The following is a 17,804-nucleotide window of genomic DNA, read 5'->3' on the forward strand; positions in this document are numbered from 1 at the left end:
TCGGTCAGTCGACCCGGTAGCGACGGACCTTCTCCTCGTCGAGGAGGACGCCGATGCCGGGACGGTCGGAGGGATGGAGGACGCCGTTCGAGACCACGAGGCGCTCCGAGGTGAGGGTGTCGGTGAGCGTGGTGTAGTAGTCGAGCTCCGCGGGCTCTCGGACGACGGCGGGATGCGCCGAGCCGAAGCAGAGGGACGCGGCCGCTCCGATCATGCTGTCGGCCTGGCTGCCGAGGAGGGTTCGGGCTCCGAGAGCTCGGGCGAGGGCGACGATCTGGGCCGATTCCGTGAATCCCGTCCGCGTGGTCTTGATGCTGATCGCCCGGGCGCCGCCCTCGAGGATTTCCGCGGCGGTGGCGGCGAGGGTCGGTGCGCTCTCGTCCGCCATGATGGCGGCCGTCGTGTGAGTGCCGAATCGGCGCCGACCGAGGCGGTCCTCCGCGGGCGTCGGCTCCTCGATCAGCGTCACGCCGAACTCGGCCGCCGCGTTCATCATCTCCACGGCCTGCTCCGCCGTGTAGCCGTGATTCGCATCGACGTAGACCGTCGCCTGCGGGCCGACGGCCTCTCGGACGGCCGTCACGCGGCTCAGGTCGTCGGCGACGTCGTCTCCGACCTTGACCTTGAAGCTGCTGATGCCGTGGGTCTCGGCCGCCGCTCGGGCCTCGCGAGCGCTGTCGGCGGGCGAGCCCATCGACAGGATGCGGGTGACTCGCATCGGCCGCTTCTCGCCACCGAGGAGCTTCCACGCGGGAAGCCCGCTGAGCGTGCCGCGGAGGTCGTGGAGAGCGATGTCGACGGCCCCCAGCGCGGTGTTGTTGCCGGCGATCCAGGCCAGCGCTTCGTGGTGCGCGTTGACGGCGAAGGGGTCCTCGCCGACGAGGATCGGTGCGATCCATTTCTGCACTGCCGCGACGATGGACTCCTGCGACTCTCCGTAGACGAACGACCTCGATACGGCCTCGCCGATGCCCGTGGCGCCGACGTCGGTGCGCACGAGGATCAGCACGTGCTCCGCCCGGTCGAGGACGCCCGAGGACGCCTCGATCGCGTGGTGGTAGGGGATGGTCGTCGGGATCGTCTCGACGGCGGTGATCGTCGGCATCTCTCCTCCTTCAGAAGGTCGGCTCGGGGGCGCGGAAGTCCCGCTGGTTCACGGAGCGTCGGACGGCGAGAGGTCGGTGACCAACGGCTTGCCGGCGGTTTCGCGCAGGAAGAGGGAACCGATGAGTGAGGGCACGGCGCATCCGATGATCAACCACATCGGCGCCATGGTGCTGCCGGTCGTGTCCACCAGCCATGTCGCGACGTACGGCGTCGGGCCCGCGATGAGTGCGGTGGAGAGTCCCAGCGCCAGTGCGTATCCGCTGTAGCGGATCGAGGTCGGGAAGGTCTCGAGCAGCGGTGCGGACTGCGCTCCGATCGCCGTCCCGTTCATCGTCCCGAGCAGCACGAGACCGAGCACCGCCAGCGCCGCGTTGCCGGACGTCAGCATCGCGAAGGTCGGCCACGCGAGCACGAGTTGCAGGAGGCAGAGGGCGAACAGGATCCGGCGTCGACCGATGCGGTCCGAGAGAGTGCCGGAAAGGGGCACGAAGAGGAAGGTGAAGAGCACCCCGGCGAGCACCGCCATCAGGGCCTGCCAGCTCCCGAAGCCGAGACTGTTCTGGAGGAAGGCGGGCATGAACGTCATCAGCATGTACGCCGGGACGCTGGCCGGAAGGTTGATGAAGGCCGTTCGGCCCAGCATCCTCCATCCGCGCGCTGTGGTGAGCAGAGTGCGCAGCGGGTTCTCGCGGGCAGTGCTCAGAGCAGCGAGCCGCTCGAAGACCGGAGACTCGTCGACCCGGGACCGGATGACGAGAGCGACCGCGCCGAGTGGGATGGCGAGAAGGAACGGTAGCCGCCAACCCCAGGCCTGCATCTGCTCGGCGGGGATGCCGATGGCGAGTGCTGCACCGACGAGAAGAGCCAGGATCTGTCCGCTGACGACTCCCCAGTGGAGGAAGCTCGTCTGCAGTCCGCGACGATCGTTCGGCGCGTACTCCCCGACGAGTGTCGCTGCTCCCGGCATCTCCCCTCCGGCCGAGATCCCCTGAAGGAGCCGCATGAGCACGAGGAGGACCGGCGCCAGCGGCCCGATGGCGTCGAAGCCGGGAAGGATGCCGATCACTGCCGTCGAGAGGCTCATCAGGATGATGATCGCGACCAGCGCCTTCTTCCGTCCGACACGATCGCCGATCGGACCCCAGATCAGGCCCCCGAGCGGTCGTGCGAAGAAGGCGATGGCGAAGACGACGAAGGTACTGAGAAGGGCGGCAGTGCGATCGTCGGACGGGAAGAAGACCTCCGCCAGGTACGGAGCCATCGCCCCGTAGATCACGAGCTCGAAGTACTCGATCGCGGACCCCACCGAAGCGGCGAGCGTCACTTTTCTGAGGGTCTGCGGCTTCGTTCTGATCGTCCCCGTAGGAGAAACCCTCGCCGGTTCCGTCGCGGTCGTCAGCATGTTCTTGGTCATCCGTTGCCTCTCCATCGAGTGCGTCCGAGCCTCCACTGCAGCCGCGGCTCTCCCGCGGTTGGTGGGCTTGCACGGGAACGTTATCCCACAATGCTGGATTAGTTAAGCCCCCCCCTCCGCAGCTCCAGCGCCAGAAGTAGACGAGCAATACGGTGCCTCCAGCGCGGACGGGCCGGGTGACTGCGGAGGGACTGTAAGTGCTCCGACGCCGGAGCACGCCACGGAGTGGCTTAAGGTCGCTGCGTCCCCGGCCTTCACCATCGCGATGACCGAGCTCGCCCCGACTGCGACGTCCGGCTCGCAGGCCGGCGCCTAGGAGCACAGGTGAGGCGTCGCGGGTAGCGACGTACCGATGACAGCACCGACAGGGTCGTGCTCGTCATGGTCGCACCGTGGCACTGGTCAAGGGCGAGTCAGGGGTCACGGGCGACTTCAGGTCGCCTCCGGCGATTGCAAGTCTCGGACACCCAGGCCGTGCCCGCATTCCTGGCAGCGTACGTCGGCGACGAACGGATGACCGCACTGCACGTGCAGGATCGTCCGACGGGTCAGGTCTGGAGCGCCGTAGCGGTCACCCCAGCGCTTGAGCACCAGGATCACCTGACCGAGATCGTTCCCCTTCTCGGTCAACTCGTAACCGCGAGGACGACCGCCTGCGCCGCCCGGAACCGGTCGCACGATGCCCTCCTCGGTGAGACGTCGCAATCGGCCGGCGAGGACGTCTCGAGGAATCCCGAGCGCTCGGATCATCTCCGTGTACCGGTGCGCCCCAAGCGCGAGCACTCGGACGATGTGCAGCGACCAGCGATCGCTGACCGCGTCGAGAGCAACACTCAGCGCATCCGCGTTCGGTTTGATCTCCAAACCGCTTTCGGTACTATCAGAATGGTTTGCCATTCAAACCACGATAGCTGGAGGATGCCATGAGCGGATACCGCTCGAAGGACGGTTCGACTCGGACACTGCACCGGGCGTGGATCGCGCCGACCGTCACGGCGCTCGTCGTCGGCATGGCTTTCGTGGCCGTCTACGTCGGCCTGCAACGAGCTCCGGAACCCTTTCGAATCCCCGTTGCTGTAGTGGGGGCGAGCCTGCAGGACCAGGTTGCGACAGGGCTCGGCGAGAGAGTCGACATCTCGAACGTGGATTCACTCTCGGCCGGCCACAGCCTCGTCGAACGCGGCTCTGCCGTGGGTGTCATAGCGGGCGACGGGGCGGGGAGCATGCAACTCGACTACGCGAGTGCAGCGGGTCTGAGCGAGTCCGGCGCCGTCCGCTCGATGGTGCAGGGGATCGCGGCGGCAGCTCACCTCACGTTGGCTGAGCGGGATATCGTGCCACTCGTTCAGTTCGACAGCCGTGGTCTCGTCAGCTTCTACGTCGTCTTCGGTGTCACGCTCTCCTCATTCATCCTCGCCCAGTCGCTGAGCGCCAATGCTGCACGCGTGCGTCTCCGACACCGACTCGTGATCCTGAGTGCGTTCGCGGCACTGATCGGGATCGCGGCCGCCACGCTCGCCGGCCCCGTCTACGGCGCGGTGACGACTCCCTTGCCCGAGCTCGCGGGTGTCCTCGTGCTGCTCTCGGCAGCGAGCGCGTTCGGCACGAAGGCTCTTGTCACCTGGCTCGGTCCACCCGGCATCGGCATCGCCGTCCTGCTGCTGACGGTCGCCGGGAACGCGACCAGTGGTGCCTCGATCGGCTTCGATCTGCTGCCGGGATGGGCGCAGTTCCTGTCCGATGTCCTACCGCAGGGTGCGGCGGTCCGCGCCCTCCAGTCTGCAGGGTACTTCGACGGCAGCGCGGTCTCGCAGTCCGTTCTCGTCCTCGCCTGCTGGGCGATCATCGGCTCCGGGCTCATAATCGTCCATGGCGCGAGAACCGCCGCCGTCGCACGGAGAGGTGATGATTCTGGAAAGCCCGCTCATCTCGCCACGGCGAACTGAGACGCCCCTTCGCCGTTCGGACCGCTCCGGTAGCGCGGTGCCGCTCCGAGGTCGTAAGGGAGCGTTGCTCCGTCGTGCTCATCGGAGGACGGTCGAAGTTTCCTCGGGGACCGGGGTGCCAGGTCCAGGGTGGTAAGTAAGCAGAGTTGGTCGGGGCCGTACGGAGGTCGCCACGGCGCGGAATGACGCGAGGCCGGAAGCGGACCATTCGCAAGGGCTCGCCCCGTCACCGATTCGCCTTGCCCCCGCCTCGGTCGGCCGGCGGAAAGGTCGACTCTCGGACCACGAGTCGCGGAACCGCGAGCGGACGGGGCTCAAGGCTGCGCCCAGCCGACATCGCAAGCAGATCGCGCACGCTCCGTTCTCCGAGGGAGGCGTAGTCGACATGGAGGGTTGTGAGCGGAGGATCCATGTAAGCCGCTTCTGGAATGTCATCCATCCCGACCACGCTGATGTCCTCGGGCACACGAAGGCCCCTGCGCTTCAAGGCGAGGATGCTTCCGAGAGCCATCTGGTCGTTCGCCGCGAAGAGGGCGGTCGCTCCTCCGAGGTCGCCTGATTCGGCGACGGCGCGGTGTCCGGACTCAGCGGACCAGTCCCCGTAGGCCCGAGCGACCAGCTGTCCTGCGGAACCCACGACGGCGTCCTCGAAGATGCGATCGCGGAGGCGGGCGGCAGGCCAGTTCTGAGGTCCACCGACATGAGCGAACCGCGTGTGTCCGAGGCGGCGCAGATGATCGACCACCGCTGGGATGCCGGATGACCGCGCCTCGAGATCCGATGCGGTCGCCTCGCTGTCAGAGGCGAAGAACACCGGTGCGCGGAACTCGGCAGCATGAAGGACAGCATTCATCTCGTCCGTGGAGACGAGCACCAGGACACCCGCGAGTGAATGCTGCACGAGCGCGTCGACCCCCGCCTGGATCGCCGAAGGATCGCGGGTGTCCACCGAGACGAGGTCGAGCACCATTCCTTCTCGCCGCGCGGCATCACTGGCGGCTTGAGCGATCCTGCTCGGTCCGACCTGCGTCAGGTCGTGCGAGATCGCCCCGATCCGCATCGACCGCCCCGACTTGAGGCTCCGGGCAGTCAGGTTCGGCCGGTAATGCAGCTCCTCGAGTGCGCCCACTACCCGATCTCGCGTCGCGGGGCGGATCCCCTCGAAGCCGGCGAGGAACCGGGTGACGGTCTGGTGAGAGACCCCTGCCTTCCGCGCCACGTCATAGATCGTCGCAGGCCGCGAGGAGTTCCGGTCGGCCTCTCCTCGTGCACTCATGATGCCGACACGATACCGGGGGAGAACGTCGGAGGTGGCCGCTCCGATCCTGTGAGGGTTGACACGATCTCCAGACGCACCGATGATGATGAACCAGTGAATGTTGTCGACAACATTCCGGAAGGATCTTCGATGGTGATCAACCTGCCCGGTGTGCTGTACGGCGCAGCCTTTTACCCCGAGTACCTGCCTGAGGGCCGGCTCGACACTGACCTCGACCTGATGGTGGAGGCCGGCCTGACGGTCATCCGAGTGGGCGAGTCCGTGTGGTCGACGTGGGAGCCTCGCTCGGGAGAGTTCGAGCTGGAATGGCTGCAGCCTGTGCTGGATGGAGCGCACGCGAGGGGAATCCATGTCGTTCTCGGCACGCCCACCTACGCCGTGCCGCCGTGGTTGCAGGTCGCGCATCCTGAGATCGCCCTCGTCACCGCCTCAGGTGAATCGTTCCCCTGGGGATCGCGTCAGGAGATCGACTACTCGAGCCCCACGTTCCGCATCTACGCGGAGCGCGTCATCCGAGCGATCATCGGGCGCTACGCCGGTCACCCGGCCGTCATCGGCTATCAGGTCGACAACGAACCGGGCCTTCACCTCTTTCACGGTCAGGCCGTGTTCGAGGGCTTCCTCGCGTGGCTCGAGAAGACGTACGGAACCGTCGACACGCTCAATCGCGAGTGGGGCCTCACCTACTGGTCCCACAGGCTGGACGAGTGGTCGGAGCTCTGGCGGCCGGCAGGGAACTCGTCCCCGCAGTACGACCTGGCTTGGAGGAGGTACCAGGCGGAACTGACCACCGAGTTCATCGCCTGGCAGGCCGGCATCGTCCGCGAGTACTCCTCCCCGGAGCAGTTCGTCACGACGTGCATCGCCTACGCGCGTCCAGGAGTCGACGACCGCGAGGTCGTGCGCGCACTCGACGTCACCGCCGGGAATCCCTACTACTCGATGCAGGATCACCTCGATGCGGGGCAGGTTCTCGAGCCTGACGTCCCTTGGTTCACGACGGGTGTTCCGGGACTCCTCGGTCAAGCCGACAGGTTCTACTCCTCGCGACAGGAACGATTCCTCGTCACGGAGACGAACGCACAGGCGATCGGCGGCTCGCACTTCAACCAGCCGCCTTACCCCGGCCAGCTCAAGCAGGCCGCCCTCGCCCTCGTCTCCCGCGGCGCATCGATGGTCGAGTACTGGCACTGGCACACTCTGCACTTCGGCTTCGAGACCCACTGGGGCGGAGTCCTCCCGCACAGCCTCGAGCCCGGCCGCGTGTTCAGAGAGGTCTCCGAGATCGGTGCCGAACTGCGCGCGATCGGAACCTCTCTCACCGGGTACTCGCCTGATGCGGACGTCGCTCTCCTGTGGTCGAACGACAGCGGCTACGCGTTGGACTTCATGCCCACGTTCCCGGATGCGCAGGGAGCTCCGGGCCGTGATTCGTACGAGCACATCTTCCATGCTCACTACCGCGGCGTCATCGACGGTGGCGCCCAGGCCCGGATCCTTCATTCGGAGCAGGCTCTCGAGTCCGGCGCCGGCGTCCTCGCCGCCACGCACCCGGTGCTCGTCGCGGCCGGCCTCTACGTCGCGAGCGATGAACTGCTTGATCTGCTGCGCGACTACGCGCACGCAGGAGGACATCTGATCGTCGGTGTGCGCACCGGCTTCGGCGATGGAGAGGCTCGAGCGCGGACAGAGCAGATGCCCGCACGTCTCGCCGCCGCGTCGGGAACCCACTACGACGAGGTGTCGAACCTGCGGGCGCCGATCTCGCTCGTGCCGACCTCTGAACTTCCTCTCTCGGACGGTGCCCGAGCCGAGCGCTGGGTGGACGGGCTCCTCGCCGATTCCGCGGAGACCCTTCTCGGCTACGACCACCCGCGCTTCGGCGACTTCGCCGCTGCCACGAGCCGAGTGCACGGCGCAGGACGGATCACCGTTCTCGGGACGTCACCGTCGCCCGCCCTGGCCGCTGACCTCATCCGATGGGCCGTCCCGGAGCCGATTGCGGACCGGCTGACCACCTCCCACGAACTGCCCCTCACCGTCTCGTCCGGCGTCAACGGCGCCGGGGACCGCGTCTGGTTCGTCTTCAACTGGGGGTGGCGCGAGATCGAGTTCCCTCTGACCTCGTCGCTCCGCGACGCGGTGACCGGAACCGGACTTCCCGCGGGCACGACGATTCGCCTGGGCCCCTGGTCCACCCGCACGTTCGTGGACGCGGCGGATTCCTCATCCACATCCCACCACTAAGGAGAAACACATGCAGCGCAGATCAGCAATGACGCTGGCGATCATGGGAATCACGGTTCTCACCCTCGCCGGCTGCGTCGGATCAGACGACACGGGACCGACCGCAGCCGTCACCGAGGAAGACATTGCACAGGCCATGGAGACCCCCACAGAATTGACCTTCTGGACGTGGGTTCCGGGCATCGAAGACGAGGTCGCTCTCTTCGAGGAGAGGTATCCGGCGATCGACGTCACCGTCGAGAACCTCGGGCAGGGGACGACTCAGCATCAGATCCTCCGCACTGCCCTGGAAGCGGGTGAAGGCGCACCGGATCTCGCTCAGATCGAGTACCAACTGCTCCCGTCGTTCGTCTTGACCGACTCGCTCCTCGATCTGGCACCCTACGGCGCAGACGAACTCGCAGGCGATTACGTCGACTGGGTATGGAATCAGGTCTCACCGGGCGAGGAGGTCTGGGCCATCCCGCAGGACATCGGGCCGATGGGGAATCTCTACCGCGAGGACATCCTGACTACCGCAGGAATCACCGAGCCGCCGGCCACCTGGGACGAGTACGCCGATGCTGCAGAAGCCGTCAAGTCCGAGACCGGCTCGTACATCTCCAACATGGGCGCCGCCCAGGCAAATCAGTTCATCGCGTTCTTCTGGCAGCGCGGAGTGCAGCCCTTCTCCTACGACGGGGCCGAGACCGTGTCGATCGACGTCAACGGTCCAGAGGCGAAGGAGATCGCGGACTACTGGACCGACCTCATCCAGCGCGATCTCGTCTCGACGGACGCGGATTTCAATGACCAGTGGTACCAGGGACTAGCGAACGGCACGTACGCGGGCTGGCTGACGGCCGCTTGGGGCCCTCTGTTCCTCGAGGGAACCGCGGGCGCCACGTCTGGGCTGTGGCGCGCAGCTCCGCTGCCGCAGTGGTCCGCTTCCGAAGACGTCTCCGGCAGTTGGGGCGGCTCCTCGAACGTCGTGCTCGCCACGACTGAGAACCCGATCGCGGCCGCCGAACTCGCGAAGTTCATCAATCACGATCCGGAGTCGACTGCGCTGCTCGCCTCGCAGCAGTTCCTGTTCCCTTCGACCACCGACATGCTCGAGAATCCTGACTTCACGGGAGCCGAGCCGGAGTTCTACGGCGGGCAGAGGGTGAACGAACTGTTCGCCGACATCGCCGGAACGGTGGACACCGACTTCCAGTGGCTGCCGTTCATGGAATACGTCCAGGCCAGCTTCGAGGAGAACGTCACTCCTGTGCTTTCGGCCAAGGGGGACCTCGCTGATGCTCTCGACGCGTGGCAGGACGACCTCGTCACCTACGCGGAAGCACAGGGATTCACCGTCGATTAGAACGTCGGGCGGGCACCTGACGGCCAGGTGCCCGCCCTCCACCACTTCTTGTGCTCCAAGGAAGGTCCGCACATGACCACAGCAATCCGCCCGTCGGTCACCGGTGACCCACAACGCACTCGGAAACGAGCAGGCAGTGCCCGAAGACGTCAGAGCGCAGTCGCCTGGCTCTTCGTCTCGCCTTTCCTGCTCGTGTTCACCGGGATGCTCATCGCGCCGCTCGTCTATGCGGGCTACCTCAGCCTCTTCGAGACCACGCTCGTCGGCGGTCAGACTTTCGCCGGGCTGAACAACTATCTTCGTGCACTTCAGGATCCCGAACTCATCGGCAGCGTGGGCCGCGTCATCCTCTTCTTCGTCGTCCAAGTGCCCGTCATGCTCGGTCTTGCGATCATCCTCGCTCTCGTGCTCGATAGCAGGCTCGCCCGCGGGTCGAGCGTCGCTCGGCTGCTCATCTTTCTGCCCTACGCCGTGCCTGCTGTCGTCGCCACCCTCATGTGGGGCTATCTGTACGGACCCAACTTCGGACCCATCACCCAGGTGACCCGCTTCATGGGCCTCGGATCCCCGGATCTGCTCAGCCCTGAGAACATTCTCGGATCGATGATGAACGTCGTCACATGGGGGTTCGTCGGATACAACATGATCATCCTCTACGCTGCCCTCCGCGCGATTCCCGTCGAGCTCTACGAGGCGGCTGAGATCGATGGTGCCGGGCAGTTCCGCATCGCCTTGAGCATCAAACTGCCAGCGCTTCGCCCTGCACTCGTTCTGACGCTCATCTTCTCGGTGATCGGTACCTTCCAACTCTTCACGGAGCCCAGCCTCCTCAACACGATTGCGATCGACGCCATCTCGAATTCGTTCACGCCGAACTACTACGCCTACAACCTGGCTTTCATCAACCGTGAGCCCAACTACGCGGCCGCTATCGCGTTTCTCCTGGGTCTCCTCATCGCTGTCATCTCGTTCATCATCCAATCCTCGTCTCAGCGCGCAGAGCGTCGTGAGGGGATGGCGCGATGACGGCTGTACGCGCTCTCGGAAGCGCTGGATCGCCGACGATAATTCGTCGAACGGGCAGGCGTCGCAGCACACTCATGACGATCCTTCTTTGGCTGTGCGTTCTCTACTTCATCCTTCCGCTCTGGTGGCTGGTGATCTCGTCGACGAAGGACAATGCCGGCCTCTTCTCGACTTTCGGACTCTGGTTCGGAGGTGACTTCGCGCTTTTCGACAACCTGCAGCAGCTCTTCGCCGCCCGCGACGGGATCTTCGGCCGCTGGCTGGTCAATACCATTCTCTATGCAGTGATCTCCGCCACGGGGGCCACATTCCTAGCAGCGATGGCCGGTTATGCGTTCGCCAAGTTCCGGTTCCGAGGTGGCGACGCCGTCTTCAGTACGATCTTGGGTTCGATCATGATTCCCCTCACCGCCTTAGCTCTTCCCACCTACTTGGTGTTCTCGCGCATCGGAGTGGTGAACACGCCCTGGGCGGTGATAATACCCTCGCTCGTGAGCCCGTTCGGTGTGTACCTCCTCAGGGTGTACGCGGCCGACGCGATTCCGGACGAGCTGCTCGAAGCGGCGCGAGTCGACGGAGCGAGTGAGGCACGAATATTCTTTCGGATCGCACTTCCTCTCCTCTCCTCCGGAGTCGTGACGGTCTTCCTCTTCTCACTGGTGGCGACATGGAACAATTATCTCCTTCCGCTGATCATGCTGCAGTCGTCCGACCTTTATCCCTTGACTGTCGGACTCGCTCAACTCCAGTCATCAGCGACTGCGGGTGGCGGCTCTCAAGCGCTCTTCTCGACGGTCATCGCGGGGTCGCTGGTCTCAGTCGTGCCGTTGATCGCCTCCTTCGTCTTCCTACAGCGGTACTGGCAGAGTGGGTTGACCGCCGGTGGCGTCAAGGCGTGATGCGACACGACGGATCACGCGATCTCGGGTCGGCTTCTCCGGCCCTCGCACTCGGGGCGATCGCCGATGAGTCGGCCAGGGCCGGGCCGAGGCCTGCTCCGGACGGTCGGCGCAGTGACATCCGTCGCCACCCGCGAATTCGGGTCACGGGCCGGTCATGCATTCGACCTTCGGCGGGGAGGGGGCCGAAGAGGCCTAGCGTCGGCCGCCAGCCCCGGAACCGGTTCGCTGACAGCCCGATCGACCGTTCTGCCAGTCCTGATCGGCGAATGGATGGCGAACCGGACACGTTCGCCAGCCGAGAGTCGTCCTCTGTCGTGACCGGTACCGGCGCACCTTCTCCGTCGTCTCGGCGGCGATGCACTGGGTCGAGTGAAAGACCGGCGGTGCGGGGCTAGACCCCGCCCGCTGGGGACGTTGGAATGGTCGTTGTGCCGCCCTTACTTGCGAGGGCGCCTGCTCCGTTCCGGGCACTGGGAGAGTGACCTGCGTCGGAGCGTCGGGCTCTCTTCGTTCTCCCTCCAGTTCAGGTGAGGGCCGGAGGACTTGGACCCCGGCGCTTGTCGACACCGCAAGGACCGCCCCTTCGGCGAGACCAGGAACGGATGCTCTCGGTGGCCTGCAAGGTCTCGTCGGAGGGTGTGGCGACCGCGGTCCGTTCGACATCGGGATAAATAGGATCTTATTCATCAGATATGGGAGTGCACCGACCTCGTTCAATGACAAGGAGCGCCTGATTCTCGAGCGGATCTCCGGAACATGGAGCCTTCGAAGCGCATGCATGCACCTGCTGACTCAGCGATGCCCGACAATCGTCGGCAGATTTGTACCAGAACCGCTGCAGGTGGCGTCTAGATCGCCTCCCCGGGTAGGTCGACGATGAACACCAGCCAGGTCTCGTGCCGACAGTCCCGTCGAAGTCGACGGAACGGCTGCGGGCTTCACCGACCTGAATCCGGGCCCACGCCTCCGCACTCGCTTCGAAGGAACTCGACGATGACCACTCCTCCCACAGCTTCAACGACGATGCACCGCGCTGTCGCCGAGCCGCTCTCAGGCGTCCGCCTCGAGACCGCCGATGTGCCGACGCCCGCGGCGGGCCAGGTTCTCGTGCAGAGCGTCCTGGTCGGCATTTGCGGCTCCGACATCCACGCGATCGCCGGGCACCACCCGTTCCTCGCCTCGACCTACCTCCCCGGCCATGAGGCGACCGGTGTCGTCGCTGCGCTGGGCGAGGGGGTCGAGGGCGTCGAAGTCGGTCAGCGTGTGCTCCTCAAGCCCAACGTCGCCTGCGGCACCTGCCTGAACTGCCGCGCCGGGCGCTCGAACGCGTGTGAGCGGCTCTCCTGGATCGGCTGCGACCCGTCCGGGCACTGGGCCGGCGCGATGGCCGAGTACTTCGTCGCCCCCGCCGGCAACCTCTATGCCGTCCCCGACTCCGTCGACGACGAGACCGCCGCGCTCGTCGAGTGCCTCGCGACGCCCGTCCACGCCGCCCGTATCGCGGGTGATCTCGCCGGAGCGCGCGTCGTCGTCCTCGGCGCCGGCACCATCGGTGTCCTCTGCGTCGTCGCCGCGTTGAACGCGGGTGCCGGCACCGTCGTCGCCACCGATCTCGACGAGGGCAAGCTCGCTCGCGCGACGCGCATCGGAGCGCACGGCGCGGTGAAGGCATCGGACGCTGACGCGAACGAGCAGGTCGCCGCGGCCCTCGGTGGGCCTGCCGACGTCGTCCTGGACTGCGTCGCGAACGAGCGCTCCTACGCGCAGGCGGTGTCTCTGCTGCGCCGCGCCGGCACTCTCGTCGTCGTGGGCGTTCCCGCGCGCGACGCCGTGCTGCCGATGCCGATCATCCAGGACTTCGAGATCCGGGTGCAGGGCTGCGCGGCCTACACCGAGGCCGATGTCGAGACCGCGATCTCCATCGCCGTCGACGGCGGTCTGCCGACCGCCGAGGTCGTCTCGGGCCGGTACTCGCTCGAGGACATCTCCGACGCGTTCACCGCGGCCAACGCGGACAGCACCGGCAAGCTCCTCGTCTCGCCCCGTTCGTGACGGGAGGCGACGTCCTCGTCATCGGCGAGGCCCTCATCGATGTCGTCCTGGACCGGGACGGGACCGTCTCCGAACGGGTGGGCGGTTCGCCCTTGAACGTCGCCGTGGGCCTGGGCCGGCTCGGGCATCGGGTGCGGCTGCTCACCTCGATCGGGGACGACCCCCGGGGAGTGGCGATCCGCTCCCATCTCCTGCAGTCCCATGTCGAGGTCGACCCTGCGGGTCGTCGCGACGGCGCGACGTCGACGGCGACCGCGACCATCACCGCTGACGGTTCGGCCGAGTACGACTTCGACCTGCGCTGGGACCTCCCCGAAGCGCCATCGACCGCGCAGAGGCTCCCTGCTGTCGTGCACACCGGCTCCCTCGGTGCGGTGCTCGCGCCGGGTGACGAGGTCGCGCTGCGCCTCGTCCTCGACGCGCGCGACGAGTCGCTGGTGTCGTTCGACCCCAACGTCCGCGCTGCTCTGATGCGCCCGCACGCGCAGCAGCTCGTCCGGACGGAGCGCTTCATCGCCGCGTCCGACGTCATCAAGCTCAGCGATGAGGACGCGGAGTGGCTGTACCCGGGGTCGTCCCTCGACGAGGTCGCCGATCGTCTGCTCGCGTCCGGGCCCGAGCTCGTCGCGATCACGCGGGGAGGTGCCGGCGCGGTCCTGCCCACGCGCCGCGAGCGAGTGGAGCAGACGGCGGATTCGACGGGCGTCGTCGACACGATCGGAGCGGGCGACTCCTTCATGGCCGGTCTTCTGCACGGACTCACCGCACATCTGGACGCAGCCGGTCTGCAGCGGTTCCGGGCGGGTGAGGTGCTGACCGGTGCCGCTCTCACGGCGCTCGGCAAGACCGCGCAGTCCTGCGCCGCCATCACGGTGCGCCGGCGGGGTGCCGACCTGCCGTGGACACGGGACCTCGTCGGGACCTGATCCCCGGAGAAGCCCCGGCTCGGTCTGCCCGCGGGCCGGGTCCTGCGCAGACGAAGAAGAGGGAGGAGCTGACGCTCCTCCCTCTTCTTCGTGTCGGGTGTCGGAGAGTCACCCTTCGTCGGCGGCCCTCAGGAAGCCGGCGACGGTTTCAGCGGCTCCCTGCAGGAGCAGCGAGTCGAGCGCGTCGACGTAGGCGTCGACGAACCGCGGCTGGTCGATCAGATCGCCGAACACGTCGCGATCGCGCAGGAACGACAGCCGGTCCTCGTGCTGCTCGCGTGCCGCCCGGGTGAGCTGCTCGGCCAGCCGGTCGACGACGACGATCGGCTCGCCGTCCTCGTCGATGCCCTCCGCGTAGCGCGCCCAGCTCGCGACGATCCCTGCGGAGAGAACGATGCTGCCGCCGGTCTCGAGGTTCGCGAGGACGACGGGGAGCAGCCACTTCGGGATGCGGTCGCTCGACTCGGCGCACAGGCGTGCGAGGGTGTCGCGCACCTCCGGGTTCTGGAACCGCTCGATGAGCGTCGACTTGTAGTCCTCAAGGTCGATGCCGGGGACCGGCGGGAGGGTCGGCGTGGCTTCGTCGTCCATGTAGGCGCGGAGGAACCGGGCGATGCGCGGGTCGGCGGTGGCCTCGTGCGCGAAGCGGTAGCCCATCAGGTAGCCGAAGTAGCACAGTCCCTGGTGGCTGGCGTTGAGCAGCCGCAGCTTCATCAGCTCGTACGGTTCGACGTCCTCGACGAGCTGCACTCCGGCGTCCTCGAACGGGGGCCGGCCGAGCGGGAAGTCGTCCTCGAGCACCCACTGGAAGAACGGCTCGGCGACGACCGGCCAGGCGTCGTCGATCCGGTGCACGTCCCGGACCTCGGCCCGGTCCTCGTCGCCGGTGACCGGGGTGATGCGGTCGACCATGCTGTTGGGGAAGTGCACGGCCTCGGTCATCCAGTCGGCGAGGTCGGGGTCGATGAGGCGGGCGTAGGCGGTGAACATCTTCTTGGCGACGTGGCCGTTGCCGGCGATGTTGTCGCAGGACATCACGGTGACGGGCTCGATGCCTCGTTCTCGTCGGCGCTGCAGCGCGGCGCTCACGAGGCCGAAGACCGTCTGCGGCGCCCGCCCTTCGCCGGCCGCCTCGACGTCAGCCCGCACTGCGGGGGTCGTCTCGTCGAACTCGCCGGTGATGCGGTGGAAGTTGTAGCCGCCCTCCGTGACGGTGAGCGAGACGATCCGGGTGGAGGGGGCGGCCATCTTCTCGATGACCGCCTCCGGATCGTCGACCGCGAGGAGGTACTCGATGATGCTGCCGATCACGCGCGCTTCGCGAGTGCCGTCGGGGTGCTTGAGCACCAGGGTGTAGAGACCGTCCTGCGCGTCCATGACCTGCTTCATCCGGCGGTCCTGCTCGAGGACGCCGACGCCGCAGATCGCGAAGTCGCGGGCCTCGCCCTGCGCGAGGAGCCGGTCGATGACCATCGCCTGGTGGGCACGGTGGAAGCCGCCCACCCCGAAGTGGACGATGCCGGCGGTCAGGCCGTGCCGGTCGTAGGTGGGGACGGGGACCTTCGGGTGCGCCCACTCGTCGGCGAGGGAGCGCAGCTCCTCGGCGCTCACTTGACCGCTCCCAGCGAGAGGCCCTGGACGAGCTTGTCCTGAGCGGCGAAGCCGGCGATGAGCACAGGCAGCGACACGGCGACGGCTGCGGCGCACACCTGGGCGAGGAACAGGCCCTGGCTGGTGACGAAGCTGGTCAGGAACACCGGGGCGGTGAAGGCCTTCGTGCTGGTCAGGACGCTCGCGAAGAGCAGCTCGTTCCAGCTGAAGATGAAGCAGATCAGCGCGGTCGAGGCGAGGCCCGGGCCGGAGATCGGGACGATGATCCGGCGGAAGATCGAGATCAGGCTGGCGCCGTCGATCGCGGCGGCCTCGAGGATCTCGACGGGGATCTCGGAGAGGAACGAGCGCATCATCCACACGGCGATCGGGAGGTTCATCGAGGTGTAGAGCACGATGAGCAGCCCGATGCTGTCCAGCGCTCCGATCTGCTTGGCGATCAGGTAGATCGGCAGCAGGCCGGCGACCATCGGCAGCATCTTGGTGGAGAGGAAGAAGAACATGACGTCCGACCACTTCTTCACCGGCTTGATGCTGAGGGCGTAGGCGGCGGGCAGGGCGAGCAGGAGCACGAGGGCGGTGGAGACGACGCTGGCGGTGGCGCTGTTGATCAGCGGGGGCCAGGGGCTGGCGCCCGAGTTCGCGCCGAAGAAGTTCGCGTAGCCGTCGAGGGTGAGCGGGGCGAACAGCGACGGCGGGTTGGTCGCGGCGTCGGTCTCGCTGTGCAGGCTGGTGAGGATCATCCAGAGCACCGGGGTGACGAAGAGGAGCCCGATGACCCAGGCGAGCAGGCCCAGGAGGGAGTTCCCGACGCGGGTGCGGGTGCCGGACCCGGCGATGGTGAGCTCGGGGCGAGGCGCTTTGCGGCGCGTGATGAGGGCGGTCATCGGTTCTCTTCTTTCAGGAGTGTGGAGATGCTGCGCAGCGCGAAGGTGGCGATCGCCATCGTTCCGATGAGGACGACGACGCCGGCGGCCGACGCCGCTCCGTAGTTCTGTGCCTGGAAGAACTGCTGGTAGATCGTGTACGGCAGGTTGGCGGTGCCGAGGCCCCCGGAGGTGATGGTGAAGACGGCGTCGAAGTTCTGCACGATGTAGATCGAGCCCAGCAGTGCTGCGAGCTCGAGGTAGCGACGCATGTGGGGGAGCGTCATGTGGATGAAGATCTGCCAGGTCGTCGCGCCGTCGACGCGGGCGGCCTCGAGGACGTCCAGGGGGCGGCTCTGCAGGCCGGCGAGCAGGATCAGCATCATGAACGGCGTCCACTGCCAGATGAGGGAGGCCTCGACGGCGACGAGGGCGTTGCTGCCGATCCAGTCGGGCTGCGGGGCGGTCGCGCCGAACAGGCCGAAGAACCAGTTCAGGGCGCCGTTGAGCAGGCCGTACTCGGGGTTGTAGAGCGCGTGCTTCCAGACGAGGGCGGCAGCGACGGGGACGACGAGGAACGGCGCGATCATGATCGTGCGCACGATGCCGCGTCCGAAGAAGGTGCGGTCGAGCAGCAGCGCGATGCCGAGGCCGAAGAGGAGGCTGACGAGCACGACGGTCACGGTCAGCAGGATCGTGGTGACCACCGCTCCGCGAAGGGCCTCGTCGGAGAAGACGGTGATGTAGTTCGAAAGCCAGGCGAACCCGATGTCGTTCGGGTAAAGCGCCTCCCAGTTGAACAGGGACACGATGATCGTGATGAGGAACGGCACCTGGGTCACCGCGATCACGAAGATCAGAGCGGGGAGCAGGGGAGCGCGGCGGGCCCAGTCGCCGGCTCGCGCGAGCGTCGTCGCGCGGTCCTTCTGAGGCCTGCGGCGGAACGGATGAGCGGATCCGGTCACAGTCGGCGCGTCGGAGCGCGGTTCGGTCATGGTCATCGTGACGTCCTTGTCTCGCTGGAGGAAGCGTGCGGGGAGGGGCGGCGGCCGCCGCGCGCCGTCCCGCGACGCCGGCGGC

14 protein-coding genes are annotated in these 17,804 nt (G+C 66.9%); 7 read left to right on the top strand and 7 right to left on the bottom strand.

The window, feature by feature from the left end; genetic code table 11:
* Positions 1–4 precede the first annotated feature (4 nt).
* From MT355_RS15200 to MT355_RS15210, 3 genes are all read right to left on the bottom strand, one after another.
* The gene (locus MT355_RS15200) at positions 5–1,105 is read right to left on the bottom strand and encodes a mandelate racemase/muconate lactonizing enzyme family protein (RefSeq protein WP_243600176.1); all 1,101 of its coding nucleotides are present in this window, start codon (positions 1,103–1,105) and stop codon (positions 5–7) included.
* Positions 1,106–1,153: 48 nt separating this feature from the next.
* Entirely contained in the window at positions 1,154–2,521 is a 1,368-nt protein-coding gene (locus MT355_RS15205) for an MFS transporter (RefSeq protein ID WP_243600177.1), read from the bottom strand.
* Between the two features lie 432 nt (positions 2,522–2,953).
* Entirely contained in the window at positions 2,954–3,418 is a 465-nt protein-coding gene (locus MT355_RS15210; protein ID WP_243600178.1) for a helix-turn-helix domain-containing protein, read from the bottom strand.
* 26 nt (positions 3,419–3,444) lie between these two features.
* Here MT355_RS15210 and MT355_RS15215 point away from each other — a divergent pair, with 26 nt between their 5' ends.
* Positions 3,445–4,467, top strand: a complete 1,023-nt coding sequence (locus MT355_RS15215; protein WP_243600179.1) for a hypothetical protein — start codon at positions 3,445–3,447, stop codon at positions 4,465–4,467.
* Positions 4,468–4,693: 226 nt separating this feature from the next.
* On the opposite strand, the gene MT355_RS15220 is transcribed toward MT355_RS15215, so the two are convergent.
* Complete coding sequence (locus MT355_RS15220) at positions 4,694–5,743, bottom strand: LacI family DNA-binding transcriptional regulator (RefSeq protein ID WP_243600180.1); 1,050 nt, start codon at positions 5,741–5,743, stop codon at positions 4,694–4,696.
* Between the two features lie 132 nt (positions 5,744–5,875).
* Between MT355_RS15220 and MT355_RS15225 the strand changes: the two genes are divergently transcribed.
* From MT355_RS15225 to MT355_RS15250, 6 genes are all read left to right on the top strand, one after another.
* On the top strand, positions 5,876–7,993 hold the full coding sequence (locus MT355_RS15225) for a beta-galactosidase (protein ID WP_243600181.1): 2,118 nt from the start codon (positions 5,876–5,878) through the stop codon (positions 7,991–7,993).
* Positions 7,994–8,003: 10 nt separating this feature from the next.
* Positions 8,004–9,341, top strand: coding sequence for an ABC transporter substrate-binding protein (locus MT355_RS15230; protein ID WP_243600182.1), 1,338 nt, complete (start codon positions 8,004–8,006; stop codon positions 9,339–9,341).
* Positions 9,342–9,413: 72 nt separating this feature from the next.
* Positions 9,414–10,367, top strand: coding sequence for a carbohydrate ABC transporter permease (locus tag MT355_RS15235; RefSeq protein WP_243600183.1), 954 nt, complete (start codon positions 9,414–9,416; stop codon positions 10,365–10,367).
* 74 nt (positions 10,368–10,441) lie between these two features.
* Positions 10,442–11,266 carry a carbohydrate ABC transporter permease gene (locus MT355_RS15240; protein ID WP_243600184.1) on the top strand — a complete coding sequence of 275 codons (825 nt, stop codon included), beginning with the start codon at positions 10,442–10,444 and terminating at the stop codon, positions 11,264–11,266.
* A 996-nt stretch (positions 11,267–12,262) separates the two neighbouring features.
* The gene (locus MT355_RS15245) at positions 12,263–13,321 is read left to right on the top strand and encodes a zinc-binding dehydrogenase (protein ID WP_243600185.1); all 1,059 of its coding nucleotides are present in this window, start codon (positions 12,263–12,265) and stop codon (positions 13,319–13,321) included.
* Positions 13,318–14,247 carry a carbohydrate kinase gene (locus MT355_RS15250; RefSeq protein ID WP_243600186.1) on the top strand — a complete coding sequence of 310 codons (930 nt, stop codon included), beginning with the start codon at positions 13,318–13,320 and terminating at the stop codon, positions 14,245–14,247. The genes MT355_RS15245 and MT355_RS15250 overlap by 4 nt, the downstream gene beginning before the upstream one ends.
* 108 nt (positions 14,248–14,355) lie before the next feature.
* Here MT355_RS15250 and MT355_RS15255 read toward each other — a convergent pair whose 3' ends face one another.
* The 3 genes from MT355_RS15255 to MT355_RS15265 are packed head-to-tail and all read right to left on the bottom strand — an operon-like array spanning position 14,356 to position 17,719.
* Complete coding sequence (locus MT355_RS15255) at positions 14,356–15,858, bottom strand: mannitol dehydrogenase family protein (RefSeq protein WP_243600187.1); 1,503 nt, start codon at positions 15,856–15,858, stop codon at positions 14,356–14,358.
* The gene (locus MT355_RS15260; protein WP_243600188.1) at positions 15,855–16,745 is read right to left on the bottom strand and encodes a carbohydrate ABC transporter permease; all 891 of its coding nucleotides are present in this window, start codon (positions 16,743–16,745) and stop codon (positions 15,855–15,857) included. Before MT355_RS15260 ends, MT355_RS15255 begins: the two co-directional genes overlap by 4 nt.
* Entirely contained in the window at positions 16,742–17,719 is a 978-nt protein-coding gene (locus MT355_RS15265; protein WP_243600288.1) for a carbohydrate ABC transporter permease, read from the bottom strand. Before MT355_RS15265 ends, MT355_RS15260 begins: the two co-directional genes overlap by 4 nt.
* Positions 17,720–17,804 lie beyond the last annotated feature (85 nt).

Source organism: Rathayibacter sp. VKM Ac-2929, from assembly GCF_022815495.1.
In the GTDB taxonomy this organism is placed as follows: domain Bacteria; phylum Actinomycetota; class Actinomycetes; order Actinomycetales; family Microbacteriaceae; genus Rathayibacter; species Rathayibacter festucae.

Excerpts from the sequence above, each read along its gene's own strand:
- MT355_RS15220 (WP_243600180.1), bottom strand. The coding sequence starts at position 5,743 with ATGAGTGCACGAGGAGAGGCCGACCGGAACTCCTCGCGGCCTGCGACG.
- MT355_RS15200 (WP_243600176.1), bottom strand. The coding sequence starts at position 1,105 with ATGCCGACGATCACCGCCGTCGAGACGATCCCGACGACCATCCCCTAC.
- MT355_RS15260 (WP_243600188.1), bottom strand. The coding sequence starts at position 16,745 with ATGACCGCCCTCATCACGCGCCGCAAAGCGCCTCGCCCCGAGCTCACC.
- MT355_RS15225 (WP_243600181.1), top strand. The coding sequence starts at position 5,876 with ATGGTGATCAACCTGCCCGGTGTGCTGTACGGCGCAGCCTTTTACCCC.
- MT355_RS15205 (WP_243600177.1), bottom strand. The coding sequence starts at position 2,521 with ATGACCAAGAACATGCTGACGACCGCGACGGAACCGGCGAGGGTTTCT.
- MT355_RS15235 (WP_243600183.1), top strand. The coding sequence starts at position 9,414 with ATGACCACAGCAATCCGCCCGTCGGTCACCGGTGACCCACAACGCACT.
- MT355_RS15215 (WP_243600179.1), top strand. The coding sequence starts at position 3,445 with ATGAGCGGATACCGCTCGAAGGACGGTTCGACTCGGACACTGCACCGG.
- MT355_RS15265 (WP_243600288.1), bottom strand. The coding sequence starts at position 17,719 with ATGACCGAACCGCGCTCCGACGCGCCGACTGTGACCGGATCCGCTCAT.
- MT355_RS15240 (WP_243600184.1), top strand. The coding sequence starts at position 10,442 with ATGACGATCCTTCTTTGGCTGTGCGTTCTCTACTTCATCCTTCCGCTC.
- MT355_RS15230 (WP_243600182.1), top strand. The coding sequence starts at position 8,004 with ATGCAGCGCAGATCAGCAATGACGCTGGCGATCATGGGAATCACGGTT.
- MT355_RS15245 (WP_243600185.1), top strand. The coding sequence starts at position 12,263 with ATGACCACTCCTCCCACAGCTTCAACGACGATGCACCGCGCTGTCGCC.
- MT355_RS15210 (WP_243600178.1), bottom strand. The coding sequence starts at position 3,418 with ATGGCAAACCATTCTGATAGTACCGAAAGCGGTTTGGAGATCAAACCG.